The sequence below is a fragment of the Nitrosospira multiformis genome, assembly GCF_900103165.1.
Lineage (GTDB): Bacteria > Pseudomonadota > Gammaproteobacteria > Burkholderiales > Nitrosomonadaceae > Nitrosospira > Nitrosospira multiformis_D.
The window spans coordinates 2,291,006-2,313,718 of the sequence record NZ_FNKY01000001.1 but is presented as its reverse complement, the minus strand read 5'-3'; the positions used below and the strand labels follow the sequence as shown (position 1 = coordinate 2,313,718).

Here is a 22,713-nt window from a genome sequence, read left to right as displayed (position 1 = left end):
GGCTTCAAGTTTCCCCCCCTATCCATGGCTTTCGCGTCCATTTGCTCAGACTCCCGATGGTGGCAATCAGTTCATGCGATTCGACAGGTTTGGAAAGATGCATCTGATATCCGGCCATCATCGCCCGGGTCCGGTCTTCGGACCGGGCAAACGCGGTAAGGGCAATGGCGGGCGTTTTTCCGCCGTGAGCTGCGGGAAGATTCCTCACTTCGCGAATGAGCTGGTATCCATCTTTTTCCGGCATGCCGATGTCACTGATGATGACATCCGGCCTCCTGCTCTGCAGGAGCTCCAATCCTTCCGCGGCGCTGGCGGCGGTGATTACGTTGGCATCGCATTCCGTCAGCACTTCATTGATAAGCTCGCGGGAATCCGACTCGTCGTCAATGACCAGAATTTTTATGCCGGAGAGCGTAATGTATCGGTTGCGCGGAGCCGGGGCCGCCGATGCCGCCGATGCCGCCGTAGGTTGATCTCTCTTGCCGCCGGCGGATGCAAGCGGCAGGCTCACGATAAACGATGCGCCCAACCCCTCGCCGGCGCTTTCCGCATGGACTGTTCCTCCATGAAGCGCTACCAGCTGCTTCACAATGGAGAGTCCCAGACCGAGGCCGCCGTAGTGCCGGGTAAGCGAGGAATCGGCCTGACGGAACCGGTCAAAAATGTATGCCAGGAACTCGGGCTTTACGCCTATGCCCGAATCTTTTACCGTAATTTCAAGATATGAAGCCACCCGCTCAACGATAACCTCGATATTGCCACCCTTTGGCGTAAACTTGACCGCATTGGAAAGAAGGTTCCAAATTATCTGCTGGAGCCGGTTATAATCGCCCGAGACCAGCCCGGCGGCGGGATCAATCTTTTTTATCAGATGAATATCCTTGGCCTCCGCCGCCGGGGCCAACGACTCCAACGCCGCTTCGGCTATGCTGGCAAGATTCAGCTGTTGCACATCAAGTCTTATTTTCCCGGAGATGATGCTGCTCATCTCAAGAAGGTCTTCGATAAGCTTATTTTGCATGCGCGCATTTCTTTCGATGGTCTCGAGCCCCCGCCGAACGGTTTCCTGATTCATTGTCCCTTGCGAAATGAGCTGCGCCCATCCGAGAATCGCATTAAGCGGTGTTCTGAGCTCATGAGACAGTGTGGCCAGAAACTCATCCTTCATCCGGTTGGCTCGCTCGGCTTCGTTCCTTGCGGTCCGTTCGCTCTCAAGAAGCTGTTTCTTTTCTTCATCCGCCCGCTTTATGCTGTCGATATCGGTGCTCGAACACACCCACATCGATACCTTTCCCAGTGTGTCGCACTTGGCATGGGCCCGGGTCAGATGCCAGCGGTAGCCGCCGTCCGCCTGCCGAAGGCGGATTTCCATCTGGAAAGGTTCTCCCGTGGCAAGAGAGTGGCGCCAGCGCCGGGTATTCTCATCCAGGTCATCGGGATGAATGAGTTTTGTGTTTTCCCAGCATTCCATCTGCTCAAGGGGCAGTCCAGTGTAGTCTTTCCATTGCTGGTTAAAATAATCCACAACACCGTCAGCCCGGGCGGTAAATATTTTCAGGGGCATCGATTCGGCCATGAAGTGCTGCCGCTCTCCGCTTTCCCGTAGCGCATCTTCAGCATGCCTGCGTGCAGTGATATCCCTGAAGCTCCAGACACGGCCAATACTCTGATTCTCAATATACTGAATTTTGGAAAACTGCTCGAATACTCTGCCATCGGCGAGTTCCAGTACGTCATAACTATCCGCGGGCCAGGATGTGTAAATGCCTTCTATCTCTTCCATAAGCCATTGAGGATTTTTCGCACACTTGCAGCAAAATTTCAGCAATTGCCTGTGGTCGCTCAAGTTTGGGATATCCCGGGGGATCTGCCACATTTGCAGATACAGTTCGTTGAAGCGAAGTACCAGGCCATCCTGGTCAGTCACCAGAATTCCATCGGCGGTGGATTCTATGGTGGCGCGCAGGATCGATAGAGAGTGATCGAGCCGTCTGGCTTTCTCCTCCAGCGATTTTTTGGCTTGTTTGAGTTCGTTCTCGGCCCGTTGACGTGCGAGGAGTATGGTATTGCAGGTTTGCAACGCAACGGAGCGCAGCAGTTTTTCTTCGTTATCGTCTATCATCCTGAATCCGGTAGTTGGACAGAGTGAAGTGCGCGGTTTTTGGGGTACAGGGCAAGACGCAACGACGCAGAATGGCCGTTCCATCCCAAGAAGTTGCGGCGCAGCCTGGGCTGCAAAGAATTGTACAGTTCACCCCGTAGCGGCCCTACCCAAAAAGCGAGAGTCAAAATAATACGAAATATTGCCATTAATCATAAACTGATCTTTTAAATAAGCGGTCAACTACCAGATTTAGGATCATCCCTATCCTTAACTATTTCCCGGAGTATAACCCTATTTACATTCCGGTCAATGAGGCATCGTAGCCGGCGTTTCTCCGCACGATCGAGGAGGGATATTACGTATAATTGTGTTAATCTGAGCAGGAAATGAGAACGGTTCACGGAAGCATTATCTCCTGTGTCATAACCATCACCAGAAACTTTTCATCAGAAGCACAGGAATGAATATTCATGAATAAGCCGGAAATCCCGGACTGGCTGCGCGGCAGCGAAATGGGCGAGATCATCCATGCCCATGACTGGACTGAATCAGGCCTGGGGCCGATCCAGACATGGCCGTCAAATCTCAAATTTGCGATCAACATTGTACTGTTGTTACCGTCGCCCGCCATGTTGTTTTTAGGGCCGAAACTCGTACAGATCTATAACGACCGTTGCCGGGATTGGATGGGTACCGAGCATCCTGCCTGCCTGGGCCAGCCAGTCACCGAGTTCTGGCCGGAAGTGAGAGATTTCCTCGCGCCGATCTGCGAAGGGGTGATGCAGCGGCGCGAATCGTTTATTTTCGATGATCAACCACTCACCGTTAAACGCAGCGGGATACTTAAAGAGGGTTTTTTCAGGCTTACCTACAGCCCCATCCCTGGCGACGTCTCCAATCATGGAGATGGCATGGGTACAAGTATGCCGGGGGGGGTGCTGGTAACGATAAACGAGACGACCGAATTGGTCCGTACGCGCGCGCTCGAAGCGGAGCGTATCCGTCTGTATGGAGCGCTGCAGGCAAAACGGATTCAGTTGTTCGAGGAAGTATTTCGTAACGCGCCATCATTCCTGTATGTACTCAAGGGGCCGGAGTTCGTTTTTGAGTTTGCCAATGAGGCGTTCTATCAACTTGTCGGCCACCGCGAGCTGATCGGCCGCCCGGCCTTCGAAGCGCTTCCGGAGGCGGCGCACGACGGTATCCAGCACAGCCTCATCCAGGTAATGGCCTCCGGCGAGCCATTCGTGGGATTCGAACAGCCGGTGAAAGTCATACGCACACCGGGCGGACAATCGGAAGAGCGCTTTGTCGACGTCAGCTACCTGCCTCTTTTCGACGAACATGGCGCCTGCCAGTACATTCTGGGCCATGGCATTGACGTTACCGCACACGTGCAAAAACGCAAAAGCGCCGAAAACGCATTGCGTGAAAGCGAGGAACGTTCTCGCTGCGCATTGGAAATCGATACGGTCGGCATCATTTTCCTGGATACGGAAGGCCAGATTACCCAAGCCAATGATGCGTTTCTGACGATGAGCGGCTTCAGCCGCGAGGATGAGAGGGCGGGACGGTTGCGCTGCGATGAGATGACACCGCCGGAATGGATTTCGGTTTCGCTGCGGGCTATCGAGGAGTTCAAGGCTACGGGGCGCACCACCCCCTATGAAAAGGAATTCTTCCGTAAGGATGGCTCGCGCTGGTGGGCCTTGCTCGCCGCGAAGCAGATCAGCAAACATGAGGGTGTTGAATATGTGATTGACATAACCAGGCGCAAGCACGTCGAACAGAGTCTGCGCGAGAGCGAAGCACGGTTTCGCGCCATGGCGGAAGCTTCGCCAGCGCTAATCTGGCAGGTAGATGCGCAGGGGAATAATGTTTATGTTAATCAGCGGTTTGTGGAGATAATTGGAGTCGCTGCGGAAGATTTGATGCATACCGGCTGGCATTCGATTATTCATCCCGATGACGTAACAGGCTATGTGGCGGCGTTCGAACAGGCGTTGTGCGATCGCTTGCGTTTTCGGCAGCGGGTGCGGATCAAGACCGCGAAGGGTGAATGGCGCTGGCTGGAATCCTACGCGCTGCCCTGGTTTACCGCTACCGATGAGTATGCGGGTCATGTCGGCATATCGATAGACATCACCGATACCGTCAATGCGGAAACGGCCTTACGCGAAACCGACCGCCGCAAGGATGAGTTTCTGGCCACGCTGGCACATGAACTGCGCAATCCGCTTGCGCCAATTTCCAACGCATTGGCGCTCATCGCGCGGCCGGACGGGATTACGGCGCTTCCCCGCCTGCTGCCAGTCATAAACCGGCAAGTCAACTATATGATCCGGCTGGTAGATGATCTGCTGGAGATATCACGCATCACCAGCGGAAAAATCGAGCTGCGGCCCACACCAACCGCTTTGGCTGTTGTACTGCGCAATGCGGTGGAAGCGAGCATGCCGCTGATTAACGAAAAGGAGCATAAACTGAGCGTATTTATTCCCGAAGCGCCTTTAATTGTTCTCGCTGATATCGTACGCCTGGAGCAGGTGTTTACCAATCTACTCAACAACGCGGTCCGTTACACCAAAACGGGTGGACAGATCTGGCTGACTGCCCGCCAGGAAGGCAATAGTGCCGTGGTATCCGTGCGCGACAACGGTATCGGTATTCTGGCCGGCATGCTGCCTCGGCTGTTCGATATGTTTGCGCAGGAGCGCCGCAACGGTATCGGTGCGCAGGAAGGTCTGGGTATCGGACTCAACCTGGTCTACCGCCTTCTGCAAATGCACGGCGGCGCCATTGAGGCCATAAGTGAAGGGAAGGATCGAGGCAGCGAATTCATTGTGCGTCTGCCTTTGTCGGAGGTATCCGCTCGCGGAAAAAGTGCCGAGCCGGAGAAAGCGGCTCTTCCGCCGAAGGGCCTGCGCGTACTGGTGGTCGATGATAATCATGACGCGGCCGAAGTTCTTTCCATGTTGCTTGAGTCAATAGGCGTTAACGTCCGGGTTGTCAATAGCGGCCTGGCGGCGCTGGCGGCGCTCTCCGATTACCAGCCAAATGTGATCCTGATGGACATCGGTATGCCGGGAATGAATGGTTACGAGGTGGCGCGCCGTATTCGCGAGCAACCACAATATGACGATATCAAGATGATCGCCCTGACTGGCTGGGGCCAGGAAGAAGATCGCCGTCAGTCTGAGGAGGCCGGCTTCGATCATCATCTGACGAAGCCGGTGGATTTCAAGCTCCTGAAGGAGTTGATTGCTTCACTATAGGGGCAGTAGCAAGGTCGAGCCTGGATATTTTCACCGCATCATGTTAGAAAATCCCGAGCGATGGGAGGAAGACTCCAGGATCGGATCATCCTTGTCCCTGAGGTAGGGTTACCAGCCCGGTTGAGGCAGGCAAGAACAGCGTTGCTTCTCAACTTCCTTCGTTACATATCGTCCTGCCCCCTTCTGCTTAGGGGAGCCCATAGAGGGCGTAAACAGGCTGCTTCTGCTGCTTTGACTTGAAATATTCTTTACTATGCCGAATCAAGCAAGTCACGCTGAGGCATTCTTGTTAGATCTGGTTTAAATTTTTCCTTGTTATGTATGGATACTTGAGGCTGACGTACAGAGAAATAAGGAGAGTTCACCAGACGCTATCTCTGCGGTCATTGTCCTGGTATATGTACCTTTTGAGAAATCGAAAATCAACAGCGAAGTGAGTAAAGCGTTATTGATGCTTGAACCACCCGCTACCGTCCGTGCTCCGTCAGGAAAGATGCATAGTATAGTATGTCAGCGCGCTGTCAGCTTGCTACGCTAAAAATTACACAAGCCACAACTTTGCATGACTTGTAGATATTTTTTAATACATATATTGACTATTCAGGAGGCCGCCATGAAGAAAGCGCTTTTATTAATCGCTCTTCCGATCACAATGGCATATGCCACCTCCAGCTTCGCCGGCGGGGAGGAGAAGATAAAATGGTCTCAGGTTCCTGCCGCTGTTCAAAAGACAATAACCAAACACGCGGGTGGGGGAAAAATTGAGGAGATCGAGAAGGAGACGGAGACAAAAGATGGAAAATCGGTGACCGTTTACGAAGCCAAGGTAAAGAGGCGCGATGGCAAGGAGTTGGAGATTGAGGTTGGTGAAAATGGCAAACTTATCAAAAAGGAGGAGAAGATAAAATGGTCTCAGGTTCCTGCCGCTGTTCAAAAGACAATAACCAAACACGCGGGTGGGGGAAAAATTGAGAAGATCGAGAAGGAAACGGAGACAAAAGATGGAAAATTGGTGACCGTTTACGAAGCCAAGGTAAAGAGGCGCGATGGTAAGGAGTTGGAGATTGAGGTTGGTGAAAATGGCAAACTTATCAAGATTGATGATTAAAACTGAGAGTCGTCATGGAGAATTCCCTGGAAAGTAAAGCAGATCAATATCCCGACAGCCAGCGAATCGATAAGTGATGAAGGTGGGATCGTCGCCCACGAGACGCAGAGAAAAAGGTCCGAAAAATAAATATAAGATCATGCTACCAAAATACAGGAGACTCGTGAAAAGGTGAAGGCCCTATATCGGGTCCGCGCCGCATAAAGACATTACGAACGAACATTCGGGAGAGGGACCGCGCCACTTGACCGATGTTAGGGGACTGTGTAAGTCAGATTTTTGGGCAGTGCAGGGCACCCGCGATTTCACTTTCTAGGCGTGCATGTTCAAAGGATATGCTGTAAAAGTCCTATTGGCGCGACCTTGCATTATCACCCTAGCCCTACGTCCGATCAGCTTGTGCCGGACATTTCACGGCAACTCCCGGCACATTTGCGGCAGGCTGCAACGCAGTCATCCATGCCGCCGACTTCCTCGCAGCTGTCGGCACAGGCTTCGCAGATATCCGCGCAAACTGCACAGACCTGATTACTGAAATCCGAGCCACTCAGCATGGAATTGGCCGAGGTTTGGCAAATCTCGGCGCAGTTTATCATTAGACGGAAATGCCCGGGCTCAACGTGTTTGCCGCCTGTTTCGAGGCAATGGTTCATGGCTGTTTCCAGACAGGTCTGGTGGCAATTCGTGCACGCCTCAATACATGATTGCATATCGTATTCAGTATTCATGGGATCTCCTTATTGATTGATTGGCGATTTCGCTGTCTGGCTTCGCTAGAAGCCAGACAGCGAAGCGGTCCGCCCCAGTGGAAAATATACTTCCCCTTCATACCCAGGTCTGTGCGGAAACCAGCATAAGAAGTTACCAAGGCTGAATCCAACCAAAGAGAATCCATCAGGCAGCTTCGTCGAGTCTACGCAAGCACTGGCGGTCAGTTTACGATCATTTTTGCCGCTTGCCCGGCGTCCATAGTCCAAACTATAGATTTCTCCTAACTGGCAAAGTTGTCTCGCAGCCCGTCTCACCATCATTTCGCAACCTAATGGATTATCCAGGGTTGAGCTGGGCAGCATTAATCTAATTGACAATCATTATCATTATCGTTTAGTATTGCTGATAGCATGGTTCGGGCAATAAATTCACGGGTCATAATTGAAGATCTGTGTCTCACGGCAGGATGATCCGTAACCCAGTTCTTGGCCGTGCGCCAGACTTTAACCATTGATAAACCGGTGGATATGCGCCTCAGATCACTCGAATATGCGAAATTCCAAAGACGAGCATAAACCTTCGGTCAGTCTGCTGTTAGCAGCCTTGTCATGGCTTACCGCCAAACGGCGGTGCCCTCCCGATCCTGTCACACGGTCGGCAATCGCCCATCACCTTCATCTGCTTGTCCTGCATCCCGCATCCGATAGTCTTGATATCCAGGCGGCGTTATATATGGCTGGTAGAGCGGGTATCGATGCCAACGGACTGATGGCACGCTTTTCCGGCATTCCGGCAAGTCTTCATTAAACGATGAAATTTCTGCAGAAATTTATTCCCGGAGTCCGATGGCTTATTTAGGAGTCCTGTCGTTCATAGTTCTGAAGCCAGCGGCTGATCACTCATTTTTAGTTTAGCGTTATGATCTACAAATACTTTTTACCCTCGCTTGACCTTCAATTTGATGGTGAGGCCGCTTCCTTGGACGGATTGGTGCCTGCCAGCGCGACCATGGCGGAAGCGGCGGATTATGCTTCGTATCCGGAAAAAGACTTATGGTGATGAGCATCGATGAAAGTAAGGAGCTGGAAAAATGAACAGCACGCATATCGGATCAACCCTCAATGATTTCCTGGAAGAGGAAGGCATTCTTGAGGAAGTCCAAACCAGAGCCATCAAAGAAGTTATCGCCTGGCAACTCGTGGAGGCAATGAAGGCGCAGTCGCTTACCAAAAGCCGGATGGCCACGTTATTGAGAACCAGCCGCTCGCAGGTGGATCGCCTGCTCAATCCGGCCAGCGATGTAACGCTATCAAGCCTGCAACGCGCCGCCACCCTGGTAGGGCGCAAAATACAAATCGAGCTGGTGTAACCGCAGTTTAATTCCAGATAGCCAAAGACGTGTTGCCAACTGCCAGTAAGTGATCGACCTGAACAGATAGATCACCTTGTCATAGGCAAAAAATATGACGTTCCCTTAGTCCCGAGCGCGGCATGGAGAAAATCTGAAATCCATGCTGACACGAGAGGAAGGGGTGTCATTGAAGACGCTACCATGACAGAGATTGGGGCCGTCGAAGATCAGTGCCTGGCCATATTCAAGTTCGACTGGTGAGAAGTCGCTCAGACCCTCTTCGCTTTCAATCCAGATACTGTTGGAGCCTCGGACCTGTGTCAACGGTATCCAGACGTTGAGATGACCGGGATTGACACCGTAATCCCTATCCCGGTGAAAGGCGCTACTCCCCTTTCCGCTGAAATGAAAACGGAAAGACGGCGGAATCTGGTATGAATTGATGCCGCCGTAAAACGGTGCGATGACCGATTGAATGAAATCCATATAAATTGGCTTGCAATGGCCAAAGCCGCTGGTCAATTCGTCACGGCAAGTATTGATTTGCGCGGCCACATCCTCATAAGCTTTCAAATCGGCTCGCTCATGAATATTCTCTAGCGGTTCAAAGCCCAGCACAGACGAAGCCCATGCGCGAAAATCATATTTTTCGGTATCGTATTTGATAACGGCTAAATTCATGGCAAGTATTCGAACTGGAAGGCATAAGACCCTGTCTGGCCTAAAACCAGGCAGGGCCATGACCCGGTTATTTCTTCTTGGGTTCTTCCTCTTCCTCCAAGCCTATTACTACTACTTCAACCTCAAACACCCCGGACTATCGCAGCCGCCATTAAGCCGATCAGCAAGCCAAGCGAGTGAGCCAGCTAAACAAACGATAGCGGCATCGGCACGCTCTCCACCCATGTGCCGAGTCAGAGATTGAACGACCAAGCCATTGGACAATAAAATGTATTTCTTGAATAGCTGTAAGAAATTACAGGTATTGTTAATCCGCGTCCCTGAGTGGACCAAGTAGGAATGGGACCCGCTCTCTGCTCATACCTTTTTGTAAACAGTGATCCTTCCGGCAAATATGCCGCATATTTGAATGGTGGCTTGACAAGATCTTTCCAAAAGTTTATTTTACTATCAGGTTAATTAACCATCCGGTTTAATATTTATGCTGCCTGATCAACTCAGCAATACCTTTGCCGCGCTTGCCGATCCTACCCGGCGGGCGATCCTGGCTCGCCTCGCCATGGGTGAGGCCTCCGTCAAGGAGCTGGCCGCGCCTTTCGAAATGAGCCTGCCCGCTGTTTCCAAGCATCTCAAAGTGCTGGAGCGCGCCCGGTTGATCGTTCGTGGCCGCTCGGCACAGTGGCGACCTTGCCGATTGGAGGCAAAGCCGCTCGCGGAAGCGACAGATTGGCTCGAGCACTACCGGCTCTTCTGGGAGCAGAGTTTTCACCGCCTCGACGATTACTTACTCGAGTTGCAAGATAAAGGAGAGAAATATGAGCGAAAAAAATGAGCCCGCCGCGGCATCGGCGGAACGAATACTCGTCATCACTCGCATCTTCGATGCACCACGCAGCCTGGTCTTCAAGGCCTGGACTCAGCCTGAGCATCTCGCACACTGGTGCTGTCCGCGCGGTTTCACCACGCCTTTCCACCAGTCGGACATTCGGCCGGGAGGCGCCTGGCGGGTCTGCATGCGTTCTCCGGAGGGCAAAGATTATTGGGTTCGAGGTTTCTATCGGGAGATTGTGGAACCGGAGCAGCTCGTCTTTACTCATACCTGGGAGGATGCGGAAGGCAAACCCGATCATGAAACGCTGGTGACGGTAAGTCTCACCGAGCACGACGGCAAGACAACGCAAGTCTTCCGTCAAGCAATCTTCAAATCGGTCGAAAATCGTGATTCGCATGAGGGAGGCTGGAACGAGTCCTTTGATAATCTTGCCGATTATCTGGTGCAGGTGTCGAGACACGGAAAATGAAGTGAGAAGCGGCTGAACTCAGTTATCTTTGCAAGACGGTGAAAATCAGCCTCGATAAGCCATGGCAGGGTTCTACCCGGACAATTCATAATAAAGAACCGTTCGGCTTGTCGATTTCGCGGGCCCTCGTTCGACATAGAGATAGAGCCCTGGTTTATCCCACCGAGTTCGTCCGGGAAGCCTGGCTCCCAACCCGAAACCAAATGGAGGTGCAACAATGCGATTCATGGTAATGATCAGAGCTGACAAAAGCACAGAAGCAGGCGTCATGCCGAGCGAGAAGCTACTCACGGACATGGGGCAGTACAACGAGGAACTGGTGAAGGCCGGTGTGATGCTCGCGGGCGAAGGGCTTCAGCCGAGCTCGAAGGGTGCCCGTGTCAAGTTTTCCGGAGACAAACGCACCGTAATTGACGGGCCTTTCATCGAGACGAAAGAACTGATTGCCGGTTACTGGCTGTTCCAGGTGAAATCGAAGGAGGAGGCGATCGAGTGGGTCAAGCGCTGTCCCAATCCTCTTGAAGGGGAGTCCGAGATCGAGATTCGCCAGGTATTCGAGGCAGAGGACTTCGGTGACGAATTCACGCCCGAGCTCAGGCAGTCGGAAGAGCGCATGCGTGCGCAGATAGCCGGCAGACAGTAGTCGCATCACGGCTGAATGGACGTTCCCTAAGTTTACTTACAACCTTGAAAGGAGACATCATGCAAGTTCAAACCTATCTATTCTTTGATGGCCGGTGCGAAGAAGCACTGGAGTTCTATCGTGGCGCACTCGGTGCCGAGGTGACGATGCTCATGCGCTTCAAGGACGCGCCTCCCGCACCAGCCGAATCCAGCGAAGCCGGAAAATCCGGTGAATCCTGTATGCCTCCTGCTGGTTCCGAAAATAAGGTAATGCATGCGAGCTTCCGCATCGGTGATACCACGGTGATGGCTTCCGACGGTCACTGCCAGGGAAAGCCGAGCTTCCAGGGTTTCTCATTGTCGCTCATCGTCTCCAGCGAGGCCGAGGCCAACCGGCTATTCGCTGCGCTGGCCGAGGGCGGGCAGGTGCAGATGCCGTTGGCTAAAACTTTCTATTCGCCACGCTTCGGTATGGTAGCCGACCGTTTTGGCGTGTCATGGATGATTTATATGGAGCCGTGAGAATTCCCATTTTGGAGTATCCACATCTCAGCTGGACAAGGTTGTGGATAACTCCCTTAAACTATCTTAATTCGGGGTGTTCAAGGATTTAATCGATATTTAGGCAATGCGTTTTGGGATGCGAGCATCAGGCAGGATAGGAAGAAAGCCGAGCATGCGGTACCGCAGCAGGCATAAAAAGTTGCCCGGCGCATAAAGCACCGGGCAATTGACTCGTTTGCGGAAATCTCTCTTGGGTCAAGAGCGTGATCGATTGGTCCTACCGGAGTGTTACAACCCGGTAGCGGACTCAGTCAGCTGCGTGGCTGCATGATTTTGATTTATCTTGGCAGCCATTTGTCGATGCAGGGTTGCAGCTCGTATGCTGTCTTCCGCGCCTTTTTCATAATCGCGGATCAACGCCGAAGTGTGCGATTGAAGGTCTTGAGCTTGCCGGCCGTAGAGATAGCTCCTGTTTTCATATTGCTCCAGCAGCGCTTTTTGTTCCTTTACCTTTGCCTGCATCTGCGCAGCGGTATTCTCATAGTATTTTGCAATAGATTCATGATCGCCGCGGGTGACGGAATGTCGAGCGGCAGCGCGAATTTCCGGAGTGTCGATCGACTGCTCTGCAACGACCGATGAGCTTGCCGAAACCAGCAGACCAATCATGGACAACGTTGCGAAGACATTTCCAAGTTTTGTTTTCATGATTGCAAATCCTATTAGGATTAATATGATTGCATCCTAGCTTAGTCAATACCCGCCGTATATTAGGGAAACCTTGGTTTTTTACTAAGTGTTTCCCTTAGAAAGAACCATTGATAAAGCAGGGATTAGGATTGAATTGATGGCATGCTGCGCATTAATCACCCTTCAAGCCCGAAATACTACTGACCTAAGCCATGCGCATGATTAAATGTTGCAGCCGGATGTCTATCGCCGCTCAAAGCTACCAAGCGGCATAGCCAGGTTAGTCAGATTCCTGCCCCACCACGAAATAAAATGCATCGGCCTCGCCAAGGTTCGTGCCATTGCCGAATTGCAATCCCATAATCCGTCTATCGATATGACATCGGGTTTTATGTCGCGCAAATAATCGATCGCAGTAGAGGTAGCGAAGTCGAATATCACAATGCTGCCGTCGGCTGAACCACCCACCGGCAGATCGCCGCTGTAGATACCGAAGCCATCTGGCCAAGGCAGATTTTCTTTGATTGCCTCTCCGTTTCGGCTTTTATTATGCGCGCTTCCGCACAGAAGCGAGCCTCAGCCTGGGTATATAACGAAACTGACAAAATACAAAAAGGGCGACATTGTAAAAAATAGTATTTCCCAACGGGCAATATTCGGCCAGGAGGTGAAAATTGATTAACAATGATCGTAGTGATTTGCCGCCGCTCGATTCATCCCGGTTTCCACCGGAGCTAGCCTTCGGAATGGATTTTCTGTTGAAGCGCCCATCTCGTACTAAAGATTTCGAGGCTGAAAACCGCGCGCTCGTGATCTTGGCCGATGAGCTTGCGAACCGGCCCCGCAATCTTTTGCAGAAACTGGCGGAGATCGCCCTTGAGCTGTGTCATGCCGGGTCCGCCGGCATCAGTATTCTCGAATCCGACGGTAAAGCCTTCCGTTGGCATGCCTGTGCCGGGTCGTTCGCGGAAAATGCGGGAGCCCGGATACCTTATGCCGAAAGCCCGTGCGGTATTGTCCTGGAGCAGAATTCGCCAATTCTGTTTCTGGAACCGGGCAGCTATTTCACCCCGCTGAAGAGCATGGACCCACTGATAATGGAAGCTTTGATCCTGCCGTTCCATGATGGGAACAAGCCCGTGGGTACCGTTTGGGTAATGCAGCACTCAATCGAGCGCAAATTCGACAGAGAAGATGTTCGTCTGATGACCAGCCTGTCGCGCTTTGCCTCTGCGGCTTATCACATTATGTGCTCCATTAATAAGAGTATGGATGCGCGCGACTTGCTTGAAAAGCGAGTGGACGAGCGCACCATGGCGTTGTCACATGTCAATAAAACGTTGCGGCGTCAAATCCGGGAACGGGGGCAGATCGAGGAGGCGCTGCGAAACGCCCAGAACCAGCTTGAAGCCGAGATTTCTTCCCTTAATTGTCTGCACGAGCTCAGTTCGCGTCTGGTTGATACCTCCGATTTGCCGGCCGCACTGAGAGAAATATTGGGAGCGGCCGTGGTCTTGCTTGGCGCCGACATGGGTGTTGTTCAGTTGTATGACCCGGTAAACAAGTTATTGACCATTGCTGCTCACCACGGCTTTGAACAGGATTTTCTCGATCAATTCAAAACTGTCGATGCGGATGGAGACGCCGCTTGCTCCCGCGCGCTGGCCAGCCGGCAACGGTGGATGATCGAGGATGTCCGGGCGGACGAACGCTATGCGGGTTACCGCGCAGCCGCCGATAAGGCGGGTTACAGGGCTGTCCAGTCCACACCCCTGTTTAGCCGCGATGGTCAGCCGCTCGGCATGCTCACCACACATTTCCGTTTGCCTCGCACCCCGGCCGAACACGAATTGAGTATGCTTGATCTCTATGCGCGGCAGGCCTCCGATTTTATCGAGCGCCTGCGCATAACCGAGCAACTGCAGGAGGCGGATCGGCGGAAAGACGAGTTTATTGCCACGCTTTCACATGAGTTGCGCAATCCTTTGGCAGCGATCGACAGCTCAGCCATGTTAATGGAATCACCCAATCTGGGCAGCAGGGAGCGCGAAAAAGCCATACGGATCGTACAGCGTCAATGCAGGGCCATGAAGGTTCTCCTGGATGATCTTCTGGATATTTCGCGCTTGTCGCTGGGACGAATGACGCTTCATAAGCAGTGCGTGACGCTGGCTTCGATCATAGACGCCGCTGTGGAGGTCATGCGGCCTCATATCGATACGGCCCATCACATATTATCGGTAACGAAGCCCCCTTCATCAGTAGTGGTTTATGGCGACCCGATGCGGCTTACCCAGGTTTTCACCAATCTGTTGGCCAATTCCGCGAAATATACCAACCCCGGAGGCAGGATCACCCTGGATGTCAATACAGCCGCCGAAGGCATCGTAGTAAGCGTTACGGACAACGGTATTGGAATCGATCCGTTGTTTACCGAGGAAATATTCGGTATGTTTTCACAGAGAAAATCCACAAGTGATCGAACCACCGCCGGATTGGGCATTGGACTTGCCTTGGTGCGCGCTATTGTCGCGCTGCATGGTGGCTGGGCCCGTGCCGAGAGTAGGGGGCTTGGGCAGGGCAGTACTTTTCGCGTCGGGCTGCCGCTGGCAAAGCCGACGGAGATCGCCGCGCAGATATCTCCTTCAGGGATGACGCAGCCAGCTCCGGATTCTGGAGCTCATGCATTCAAGGCAAAATACCGGATTCTTGTTGCAGACGACAATACGTCGGCGGCCACCGCAATCTCGATGTTGCTGCAACGCGGCGGGCATGAAACAACTGCCGTTCACGATGGCCGTGCGGCGCTGGAGACGGCGGCACGATTTCTGCCCGATATCGCATTGCTGGATATCGGCATGCCTTATCTCAATGGCTATGAAGTGGCGCGCCAAATTCGATCGGCACCCTGGGGTGCGAATATGCGTCTGTTTGCGGCCACGGGATGGGGCCAGGAAAAGGATAAGAAACTGGCAAGAGAGGCCGGGTTCGATGTCCACATGACAAAGCCCATCGATTTCAAACAATTGCTGGCGTTGATAGAAGAACACGGCAGGAAGGAGTGATATTTCCCATGCATTCGGAGGAGGTGCAGGGCAGATCATCTACATAAATACCGCTGTATGGTTTTCGATAGGATGGGGAAGCGATGCTCCACCCATCCTATCGGAAGTTGCCAGTTCGAGTTCTAGCCGTGAATGAGCCTAGAAGTTGGCGACAACCGTCAAGCGATAAATGCGCGGCGCGCCCGGCAGGATGTTGTTGTTGTTGTGAGCGGACGCAACATAATCGATATTGGCGATATTTTCGATATTCGCCTGGACGCGGAGGGTCTTGTTGAGCCTAACGTACATGGCTGAATCCAGTCGTGTGAAACCCGGTAATAACACGGTATTATCCAGCGCGGCGTACATGTGGCTGCGATGAACTACCCCGAGAGCTAAACCCAGCCAAGGCGCGAAATCATAGCGATTCCACATCGAGAAGGTATGTTTGGGGACTTGCGCCACGACCGCTCCCGCCTGGGCAGTGACTGATTGGGTCTTGGTGATCTCCGCATCCGTATAGGCGTAACCCCCCATGACGCTCCATTGCGGGGTGATGCGACCCATCAAGCCGACTTCGGCACCTCTGGAACGCTGACCGTCGACCAGCATTGTTCGGGTAGGATCATTGGGGACGGGAACGATGACATTGTTGCGCTCCAGCTGGTACAACGCTGCGGTCAGCGCCAGATCAGGGCGGATATCCCATTTGGCGCCCAGCTCCAGATTCATGAACTGTTCCGGTTTGAGTGCTGCATTCGTCAGCGTCAGCGAGGCGAGCTGGTCACCGGCGCGCGGTACATAGGCCAAGCTATAATTACCGTAAATCGACATCGTTTCGATGGGCTTGTAAATCAGTCCCGCCCTGGGTGAGAGCAAATTATCATTGGAATGGACTCGCTGGCCATTACGGTTGTTGAGGAAATTCGTCTCAAAATTATCGTAGCGTAAGCCCAGAACCGCTTTGAGCTGGGGATGGAGCGTAATCTGATCCTGTAAATAGACACCTACTACCTCCACCACGCCGTGATTGCTGGCATCAGTGGCACTTTGTCTGAATGTGACGGGAGTCGAGGCCAGAGGGTTGAAAAAAGGAACATTCACGCTGGTAGCGGTATTATTGAAAAACCCGGTATTGCGCAGATTATCCGTCACCTGTCGGCCATATTCCACGCCGGTCATGAACTCATGCTTTACTCCCCAGGTATTCAGCGTGTACAGGAAATCCGTCTGATTAAAGATATTGTCGCGCTGAGTCCCATTGTTATACGCCCCTATGGCTACCGTTCCCGTGGCATCCTGTGCCGTCGCCGGCCCGTTGGCAAAAACATTCTGATAAAACTTGTCGTAACTGGCATAGCGTGTGCGATTACGGACGGTAAGCCCATTGTCGAACGCGTGCTCGAACAGCGAGTTCAATGCCCAGACGTTGGTATGGGTCGGGCTGTTCGCCGCATTGCCAAAAAATGTCGATCGATGGGTGTCGGAGGGGCGGCCTGAAGCCACGAGCCCAGGTATGCTCCCGCTTGCGAATGTGGCCCCAAATGACGGCACGCCGCGATCGGCTACGCGGTTGTCGGTAAAGTATTCGCCGCCCAAAACAATCTTGGTTTGGGCGCTGGGTTTGATGGTCAACGTTGGATTGACGCCGCCACGCTCCAGGTCTACTCCGTTACGGTAGCTGTTCGAATGCTCATACATGGCATTGAGACGAAACGCAGCTATGTCGTTTATGGCCCGGCCGATGTCGACCGCCACGCGCTTCTGACTGTAAGATCCATACTGGGCTGAAATTTCTGTAATCGGTGTCCAACCGGCTTCCTTGGTTACGCGATTGATCACGCCACCCCCTCCGCCACGGCCAAAAATCATGCCATTGGCCCCCTTCAGAACTTCAACCCGGTCAATGTTGTAGATATCGCGATAATACTGAACGTCATCGCGCAGTCCATCCACAAAAAAATCTCCCGTTGAATTGTTGCCGCGGAAAATAACCGCATCCCGATTGCCTTCCCCTTGCGATATGCCTACACCCGGCACATAACGCACCACGTCACTCATGCTCAGAATGTTTTGGTCTTTAATGAGATCCCGCGTCACCACGGTGATGGATTGCGGGACATCGCGCAAGGGTGTATCGGTCCTGGTCGCGCTATAACTTTTCGTGGCCATATAGCCATCCGTCGGGTCGGTGATGGTCTGCGCGATTACATTAACCGGTGACAGCGTCGCGGGCTGATTGGTTGTGGTAACGGGTTTCCTGACGACATACCCGCCCGCTTGCACTACCGGTTCCAGACCGCTTCCCGCCAGAAGGCGGTTCAACCCGGCTTGAGCAGTAAAGCTGCCCTTCAGTTCCTGGGCGCTTATTCCGCTTACGTGAGCAGCGTCAAATGAAATATTGATGCCTGACTGATTTGCAAATTGATTAAGCGCTGTTTCCAGTGGACCCGAAGAAATATCGTACGCGTGAACGGTGGTGCCGGCAGGAATCTCGGTGCCGGCGGAAGGCTCGGCCAGAACGCTATGGGGAAGCCCCATGGCGATGCCCATACTGAAGCAGATTAATCCACTATTAAGCGTTTTTGTAAACGAATTACGGTCGTGTTTTTGTTTGGTTAGAGCGGATTCTTTGAGTTTTATGGCGCGATTGTCTGCTAATTTTGAATGATATCTACTATTGCGTGACACAGTATTCTTCTCCCATTACAATTATTTATATGGTTAAATTTCTAAGTTTTATTAGATTATCATTATTTAAATCAATTATTTATTTAAGATAGCTTGCCGCTTTCCCGTTATTAAATAACAATGACAATACCAATGTTGCCAATAATACGAACCATTCTCATTGTACTATAAATAGAAAATAATTCCATATAAAAGAAGCGTCTATAAAGAGACCTGGATAGACAAACACCACCATTCTGTAATAATCTAATTAAACTCATCAATCCGTTTATCAAGCCCTCATTGGCCGCTGGCAGATAAACCGTGCGGTATGGTATTCACTATGAATCTTTCCGGGAGGCGCGATATGAAAACTACAAGACCGGGAGGCGCAACATCCGGTTTGATGCTGGCGATAGCGACCGTTATTGTTATTACGGCAAATAGTGCTTGGGCAGCGCCGCAGGACGTTCCCTCTCGCGGCTTCGTCTGGAAAGATGGGGCCGAAGTCTACGCCAAGGTTTGCGGATATTGCCACGATGCACAGATCGGTCCGCAGATCCGTGGCCGCAGCCTTCCCGCAGCGTATATCCGTACCATCGTGCGGAATGGACACCGGGCGATGCCAGCTTTTCGTTCCTCCGAAATCGACGATGAATCGCTCATAAAACTGGCTGAATATATTTCGAAGAATTAATAGACTGGCAAGGAAGGCTTGATCAATGGACGTTAACCGGCGCAATCTCATGAAAGGTGTATTGACGGGTGGCACGCTGCTGGCGCTGGGCATCCCACCGGGAGCATTTGCTAGCGCACCCGCCGGGAGGGCCGGAAGGTTCGGGTTGCTGCTGGGGAACACGCCCCTGGATGCTGAGTTTGCCGCCGGCATCCGCACGGCCTATGCCGCCAATGCCCGATACGATGGTATGGAGAGCGGGGCAACTGGGGCAGGGGTGGCGGGACTCGACGCACCCCAGGTGGTAAAGCTGACAGGCGGGCTGCTCAATGACTATGAGAGAGTGACCGGATTGCTGGAAAAATCCCGCGATACGCGGTGGATTGCCGTAATGGACGATGGCAGCGCGGCGATTTTCATGGAACTGGCGCGCAATGCCGGCGCCAGGCTGATCTTGCTGGGTTCACACGCGTCTTCCGGTGATGACGCCTTCATGCACGGTATTTCCCCCGGTATTCCCGAGCTTCGCCACGTATGGGCCGCCGCATCGCCGATGCACAGCGCGGGAGGTATTCTTGCCTCTCGGCTCATCGAGAATCAGGGCAGTTTTTCCATCGTAGAGAATTTTCTTTCCGCAGAGCATTCTTCCACGCAGATGCGGGCGGATAGCATAGCGGCAAGCGGGCCTAACCCCGGTTCTTTTACCTATTGGCCAGGCTTCCTGGCTTACCGGCTCGATGGACCGGATGCCATCCATCTCCATTGTTCCGGTCTTTCGCCTTCAGACGGATGCGAATCGCTTGGCTGGAACACAGCAGGAGGATGGACCTCTGTTTCCCGGCAGGTATCCACCCGCGAAGCAGGCGCAAGGAGGGGGGCTGGGCAACCTCAATCCGCTGGCTGGATGGAATCGGTGGGTTATGCCGTCATGGCTGCGGCGTTAGGCACGAGTGCGTTTCAGGAATCCTGCTCCAGCCGCGCGTTCGTGCACCGGCCAAGTAAGGATAAAGTGAACGGACGCGGTGAACCAATCGGCCCGGCAGAGCGGTTCACCTCATTCGTAATCGACATTTAGCGTAGCGCCAGGGAGAACAAATAATGGCCGGTAAATATATTGCACTGCCCAAGGGGGTATCCGAACAAACCTTTGATGCCGCCATCAAGGCGTTTCGCGGTGTTCTTGGCAAGGCATCCGTTCTCACCAGCGCGGAACAGCTTGCACCTTACATCAAAACCATGATGCCGGTGCCGGACTCCGAACATGCCCCTTCCGCGGCGCTCATGGCCACAACGGTGGAGCAGATCCAGAAGATTGTGGGTATCTGCAACCAGTACAAAGTACCTGTCTGGCCCATCTCAACCGGCAAAAATCTGGGTTATGGTTCCGCGGCGCCGGCCGAACGCGGCCAGGTTGTACTCGATCTCAAGCGGATGAACCGCATTCTCGAAGTCGACAAAGACCTGGCCTATGCCCTGGTCGAGCCCGGGGTCACCTATAAACAGCTCTACGACCATATCGCCGAACACAAGCTGGGCTTATGGCTATCCATGCCGGCTCCCTCGGCGATCGCGGGACCGGTTGGCAATACGCTGGACCGGGGGGTAGGCTATACGCCCTATGGCGAGCATTTCATGTTTGCCTGCGGCATGGAAGTGGTGCTGGCGAATGGCGAAGTGCTGCGCACCGGCATGGGATCGATGCCGAACTCCAACACCTGGCAGGTTTTCAAGTGGGGATACGGTCCTTATCTGGATGGAATCTTCACCCAGTCCAACTATGGCATTGTCACCAAATTCGGTTTCTGGCTCATGCCCGCTCCACCCGCTTTCAAGCCGTTCGTTATCCAGTACGAGCATGAGGAAGACATCGTGGAGATCGTGGAAATCATCCGGCCGCTGCGCATCAGCGGCGTGATTCCCAACGCGGTCGTCATCGCCCATGCGTTGTACGAAGCGCCGGTGAAGGCGCGGCGCAGCGACTATGTGAGCGGGGCCGGATCGATTACGGACGAGGCGGTGCGCAAGATCACCAAGGACCACAAGCTGGGAATCTGGAACGTGTATGCGGCGCTTTACGGCACACAGGAACAGATCGACGTGAACTGGAAGATCGTGACGCAGGCATTCAGCAAATCCGGCAAAGCAAAGATCCTGACCGAGCAAGAAGCGGCTGAGGACCCCGCATTTGTTTACCGCGCCAAGCTCATGCGCGGGGATATGACGCTGACGGAATTTTCCCTCTACAACTGGCGCGGCGGCGGCGGCTCGATGTGGTTCGCGCCGGTTTCCCAGGCGCGCGGCAGCGAGACGCTCAAGCAGATGTCCCTGACCAAGCAGATTCTCGGCAAGTACGGACTGGATTATTCCGGCGAATTCATTGTCGGCATGCGTGACATGCATCATGTCGTCGATGTCTTGTACGATAAGACCAACCCGAAACAGGTGAAAGCGGCCTACCAGTGCTTCGACGAGCTGGTGACGACGTTTTCAGCGCAGGGATACGGAATCTATCGGGTCAATACTGCGTTCATGGACAAGGTGGCTGATACCTACGGCCCGGTGCAGCGCAACGTCAACAAGATTCTTAAAAAGGCGTTGGACCCCAACGGAATCCTCGCTCCGGGGAAATCGGGCATTCGGCTGTAGAAATTTAGCCGCTGGAGGTTTAGAGGGGGCGCGCGCTTATCGAGTTTTCCTTTACTCGGGGTGACGCCGAACTGTTGCCAGTGAGTACCGCCGAATACCTATTGGGTACCACGGCTCATGACCGCGCCGCGCCAGAGATCATTTTCCGGAACTAATTAAATGACAAATATCGGAGGCCAGGGATGAGAAAAATCAAGGCGGCAACGATACGCCGGAAGGGCGGTCCTTTCCAGATCGAGACGCTCAGTTTGGATGAGCCGCGCCCCGACGAGGTGCTGGTACGGGTGGTTGCAGCCGGCATGTGCCACACGGACATGGTGGCACGCGACCAGCTCTATGACGTGCCTCTGCCCATCGTACTCGGACACGAAGGCTCGGGCGTGGTAGAGCAGGTCGGCGGCGGCGTGAAGAAAGTGGCGGTAGGCGATCACGTCGTGCTGACCTATATGTGGTGCGGCCACTGCAAACCCTGCTTGCGCGGCGATCTGACCTATTGCGAAAACTTCTATGCGCTTAATTTCGGCGGCACCCGTGAAGACGGCAGCACGGCCACCCAAGATGCAAGCGAGCCGATCCACGACCATTTCTTCGGACAGTCATCGTTTGGCACTTTTGCGCTGATCCACGAGCGCAACGTCATCAAGGTGCCAAAGGATGCTCCGCTGGAACTGCTCGGCCCGCTTGGCTGCGGTATTCAAACCGGCGCGGGAGCCGTGATGAACGCGCTTAAAGTCAATCCAGGCAGCAGTTTCGCGGCGTTCGGCGGCGGCGCGGTGGGATTGAGCGCCGTGATGGCCGCACGCGTGGCGGGTGCCGCTATCATTATCGCGGTGGATGTGGTGCCGTCTCGCCTGGCGCTGGCCATGGAACTCGGGGCGACCCATACCATAAATAGCCGCGAGACCGATCCGGTTGAAGCCGTACGGGAAATAATCGGCGGCGGTGTCGATTTTACGCTCGAATCGAGCGGCCGCCCGGCGGTACTGCGCCAGGCCATCGATGCGCTCGCCATACGTGGCACCTGCGGCATCGTGGGGGCACCAGCCCTGGGGACCGAGGCGAGTTTCGATGTGAATGGCGTAATGACGACAGGCAAGCGTATTATCGGGATCATCGAGGGCGACAGTAAGCCGGATCTCTTTATCCCCGCTCTGGTCGCGCTTTATATGCAGGGACGTTTTCCGTTCGACAAACTGGTGAAATTCTATACACTGGAGCAGATCAATCAGGCGGCTGAAGACAGCGAGAAGGGGGTCACCATCAAACCGATTATCCGGCTGGTATCTTAGCGGAGTCCTGAATGCCATCCGCTCTGCCGAGTATTATCA

General features: G+C 53.5%; 19 protein-coding genes. 13 read left to right on the top strand and 6 right to left on the bottom strand.

The annotated features are described in order from the left end of the window. Positions 1–4: 4 nt before the first annotated feature. Entirely contained in the window at positions 5–2,122 is a 2,118-nt protein-coding gene (locus BLR00_RS10395; protein WP_074632310.1) for a PAS domain-containing hybrid sensor histidine kinase/response regulator, read from the bottom strand. Between the two features lie 452 nt (positions 2,123–2,574). On the opposite strand from BLR00_RS10395, the gene BLR00_RS10390 reads away from it, so the two are divergent. Next, the gene (locus BLR00_RS10390) at positions 2,575–5,379 is read left to right on the top strand and encodes a hybrid sensor histidine kinase/response regulator (protein ID WP_074632309.1); all 2,805 of its coding nucleotides are present in this window, start codon (positions 2,575–2,577) and stop codon (positions 5,377–5,379) included. Positions 5,380–5,992: 613 nt separating this feature from the next. Continuing rightward, positions 5,993–6,487 carry a PepSY-like domain-containing protein gene (locus BLR00_RS10385; protein WP_074632308.1) on the top strand — a complete coding sequence of 165 codons (495 nt, stop codon included), beginning with the start codon at positions 5,993–5,995 and terminating at the stop codon, positions 6,485–6,487. Positions 6,488–6,879: 392 nt separating this feature from the next. On the opposite strand, the gene BLR00_RS10380 is transcribed toward BLR00_RS10385, so the two are convergent. After that, complete coding sequence (locus BLR00_RS10380; RefSeq protein WP_074632306.1) at positions 6,880–7,215, bottom strand: four-helix bundle copper-binding protein; 336 nt, start codon at positions 7,213–7,215, stop codon at positions 6,880–6,882. A 532-nt stretch (positions 7,216–7,747) separates the two neighbouring features. On the opposite strand from BLR00_RS10380, the gene BLR00_RS10375 reads away from it, so the two are divergent. Continuing rightward, positions 7,748–8,005, top strand: coding sequence for a hypothetical protein (locus tag BLR00_RS10375; protein ID WP_074632304.1), 258 nt, complete (start codon positions 7,748–7,750; stop codon positions 8,003–8,005). A gap of 283 nt (positions 8,006–8,288) precedes the next feature. Continuing rightward, entirely contained in the window at positions 8,289–8,567 is a 279-nt protein-coding gene (locus tag BLR00_RS10370) for an XRE family transcriptional regulator (RefSeq protein ID WP_074632302.1), read from the top strand. Between the two features lie 105 nt (positions 8,568–8,672). Here BLR00_RS10370 and BLR00_RS10365 read toward each other — a convergent pair whose 3' ends face one another. Further along, the gene (locus BLR00_RS10365; protein WP_074632300.1) at positions 8,673–9,230 is read right to left on the bottom strand and encodes a phytanoyl-CoA dioxygenase family protein; all 558 of its coding nucleotides are present in this window, start codon (positions 9,228–9,230) and stop codon (positions 8,673–8,675) included. Between the two features lie 481 nt (positions 9,231–9,711). Between BLR00_RS10365 and BLR00_RS10360 the strand changes: the two genes are divergently transcribed. The 4 genes from BLR00_RS10360 (at position 9,712) to BLR00_RS10345 (ending at position 11,677) form a co-directional block, all read left to right on the top strand. Further along, positions 9,712–10,062: an ArsR/SmtB family transcription factor gene (locus tag BLR00_RS10360; protein ID WP_074632298.1), complete on the top strand. Its 351-nt coding sequence runs from the start codon at positions 9,712–9,714 to the stop codon at positions 10,060–10,062. Then, positions 10,046–10,531, top strand: a complete 486-nt coding sequence (locus BLR00_RS10355; protein WP_074632296.1) for an SRPBCC domain-containing protein — start codon at positions 10,046–10,048, stop codon at positions 10,529–10,531. Before BLR00_RS10360 ends, BLR00_RS10355 begins: the two co-directional genes overlap by 17 nt. Positions 10,532–10,748: 217 nt before the next feature. After that, positions 10,749–11,174, top strand: coding sequence for a YciI family protein (locus BLR00_RS10350; protein WP_074632294.1), 426 nt, complete (start codon positions 10,749–10,751; stop codon positions 11,172–11,174). Positions 11,175–11,233: 59 nt separating this feature from the next. Continuing rightward, positions 11,234–11,677, top strand: a complete 444-nt coding sequence (locus tag BLR00_RS10345) for a VOC family protein (protein WP_074632292.1) — start codon at positions 11,234–11,236, stop codon at positions 11,675–11,677. Between the two features lie 270 nt (positions 11,678–11,947). Here the strand turns inward: BLR00_RS10345 and BLR00_RS10340 are convergent, their stop codons facing one another. Both BLR00_RS10340 and BLR00_RS16380 read right to left on the bottom strand, forming a co-directional pair. Continuing rightward, positions 11,948–12,367, bottom strand: coding sequence for a hypothetical protein (locus tag BLR00_RS10340; protein ID WP_074632290.1), 420 nt, complete (start codon positions 12,365–12,367; stop codon positions 11,948–11,950). 225 nt (positions 12,368–12,592) lie between these two features. Then, positions 12,593–12,817, bottom strand: a complete 225-nt coding sequence (locus tag BLR00_RS16380) for a hypothetical protein (protein WP_143007645.1) — start codon at positions 12,815–12,817, stop codon at positions 12,593–12,595. Positions 12,818–13,023: 206 nt separating this feature from the next. Here BLR00_RS16380 and BLR00_RS10335 point away from each other — a divergent pair, with 206 nt between their 5' ends. Then, positions 13,024–15,414, top strand: a complete 2,391-nt coding sequence (locus BLR00_RS10335) for a hybrid sensor histidine kinase/response regulator (RefSeq protein ID WP_074632288.1) — start codon at positions 13,024–13,026, stop codon at positions 15,412–15,414. A gap of 138 nt (positions 15,415–15,552) precedes the next feature. Here the strand turns inward: BLR00_RS10335 and BLR00_RS10330 are convergent, their stop codons facing one another. Beyond that, positions 15,553–17,946 (bottom strand): TonB-dependent siderophore receptor, encoded by a 2,394-nt coding sequence (locus BLR00_RS10330; protein WP_256324112.1) that lies wholly within the window; start codon positions 17,944–17,946, stop codon positions 15,553–15,555. Positions 17,947–18,430: 484 nt separating this feature from the next. On the opposite strand from BLR00_RS10330, the gene BLR00_RS10325 reads away from it, so the two are divergent. From BLR00_RS10325 to BLR00_RS10310, 4 genes are all read left to right on the top strand, one after another. Continuing rightward, a complete protein-coding gene (locus BLR00_RS10325; RefSeq protein ID WP_074632283.1) occupies positions 18,431–18,760 on the top strand; it encodes a c-type cytochrome in 330 nt (109 codons plus the stop codon). A 25-nt stretch (positions 18,761–18,785) separates the two neighbouring features. Next, a complete protein-coding gene (locus BLR00_RS10320) occupies positions 18,786–19,814 on the top strand; it encodes a hypothetical protein (RefSeq protein ID WP_074632281.1) in 1,029 nt (342 codons plus the stop codon). 23 nt (positions 19,815–19,837) lie between these two features. Beyond that, complete coding sequence (locus tag BLR00_RS10315) at positions 19,838–21,385, top strand: FAD-binding oxidoreductase (protein ID WP_074632279.1); 1,548 nt, start codon at positions 19,838–19,840, stop codon at positions 21,383–21,385. A 182-nt stretch (positions 21,386–21,567) separates the two neighbouring features. Beyond that, positions 21,568–22,674, top strand: a complete 1,107-nt coding sequence (locus BLR00_RS10310; protein ID WP_074632277.1) for an NAD(P)-dependent alcohol dehydrogenase — start codon at positions 21,568–21,570, stop codon at positions 22,672–22,674. Positions 22,675–22,713 lie beyond the last annotated feature (39 nt).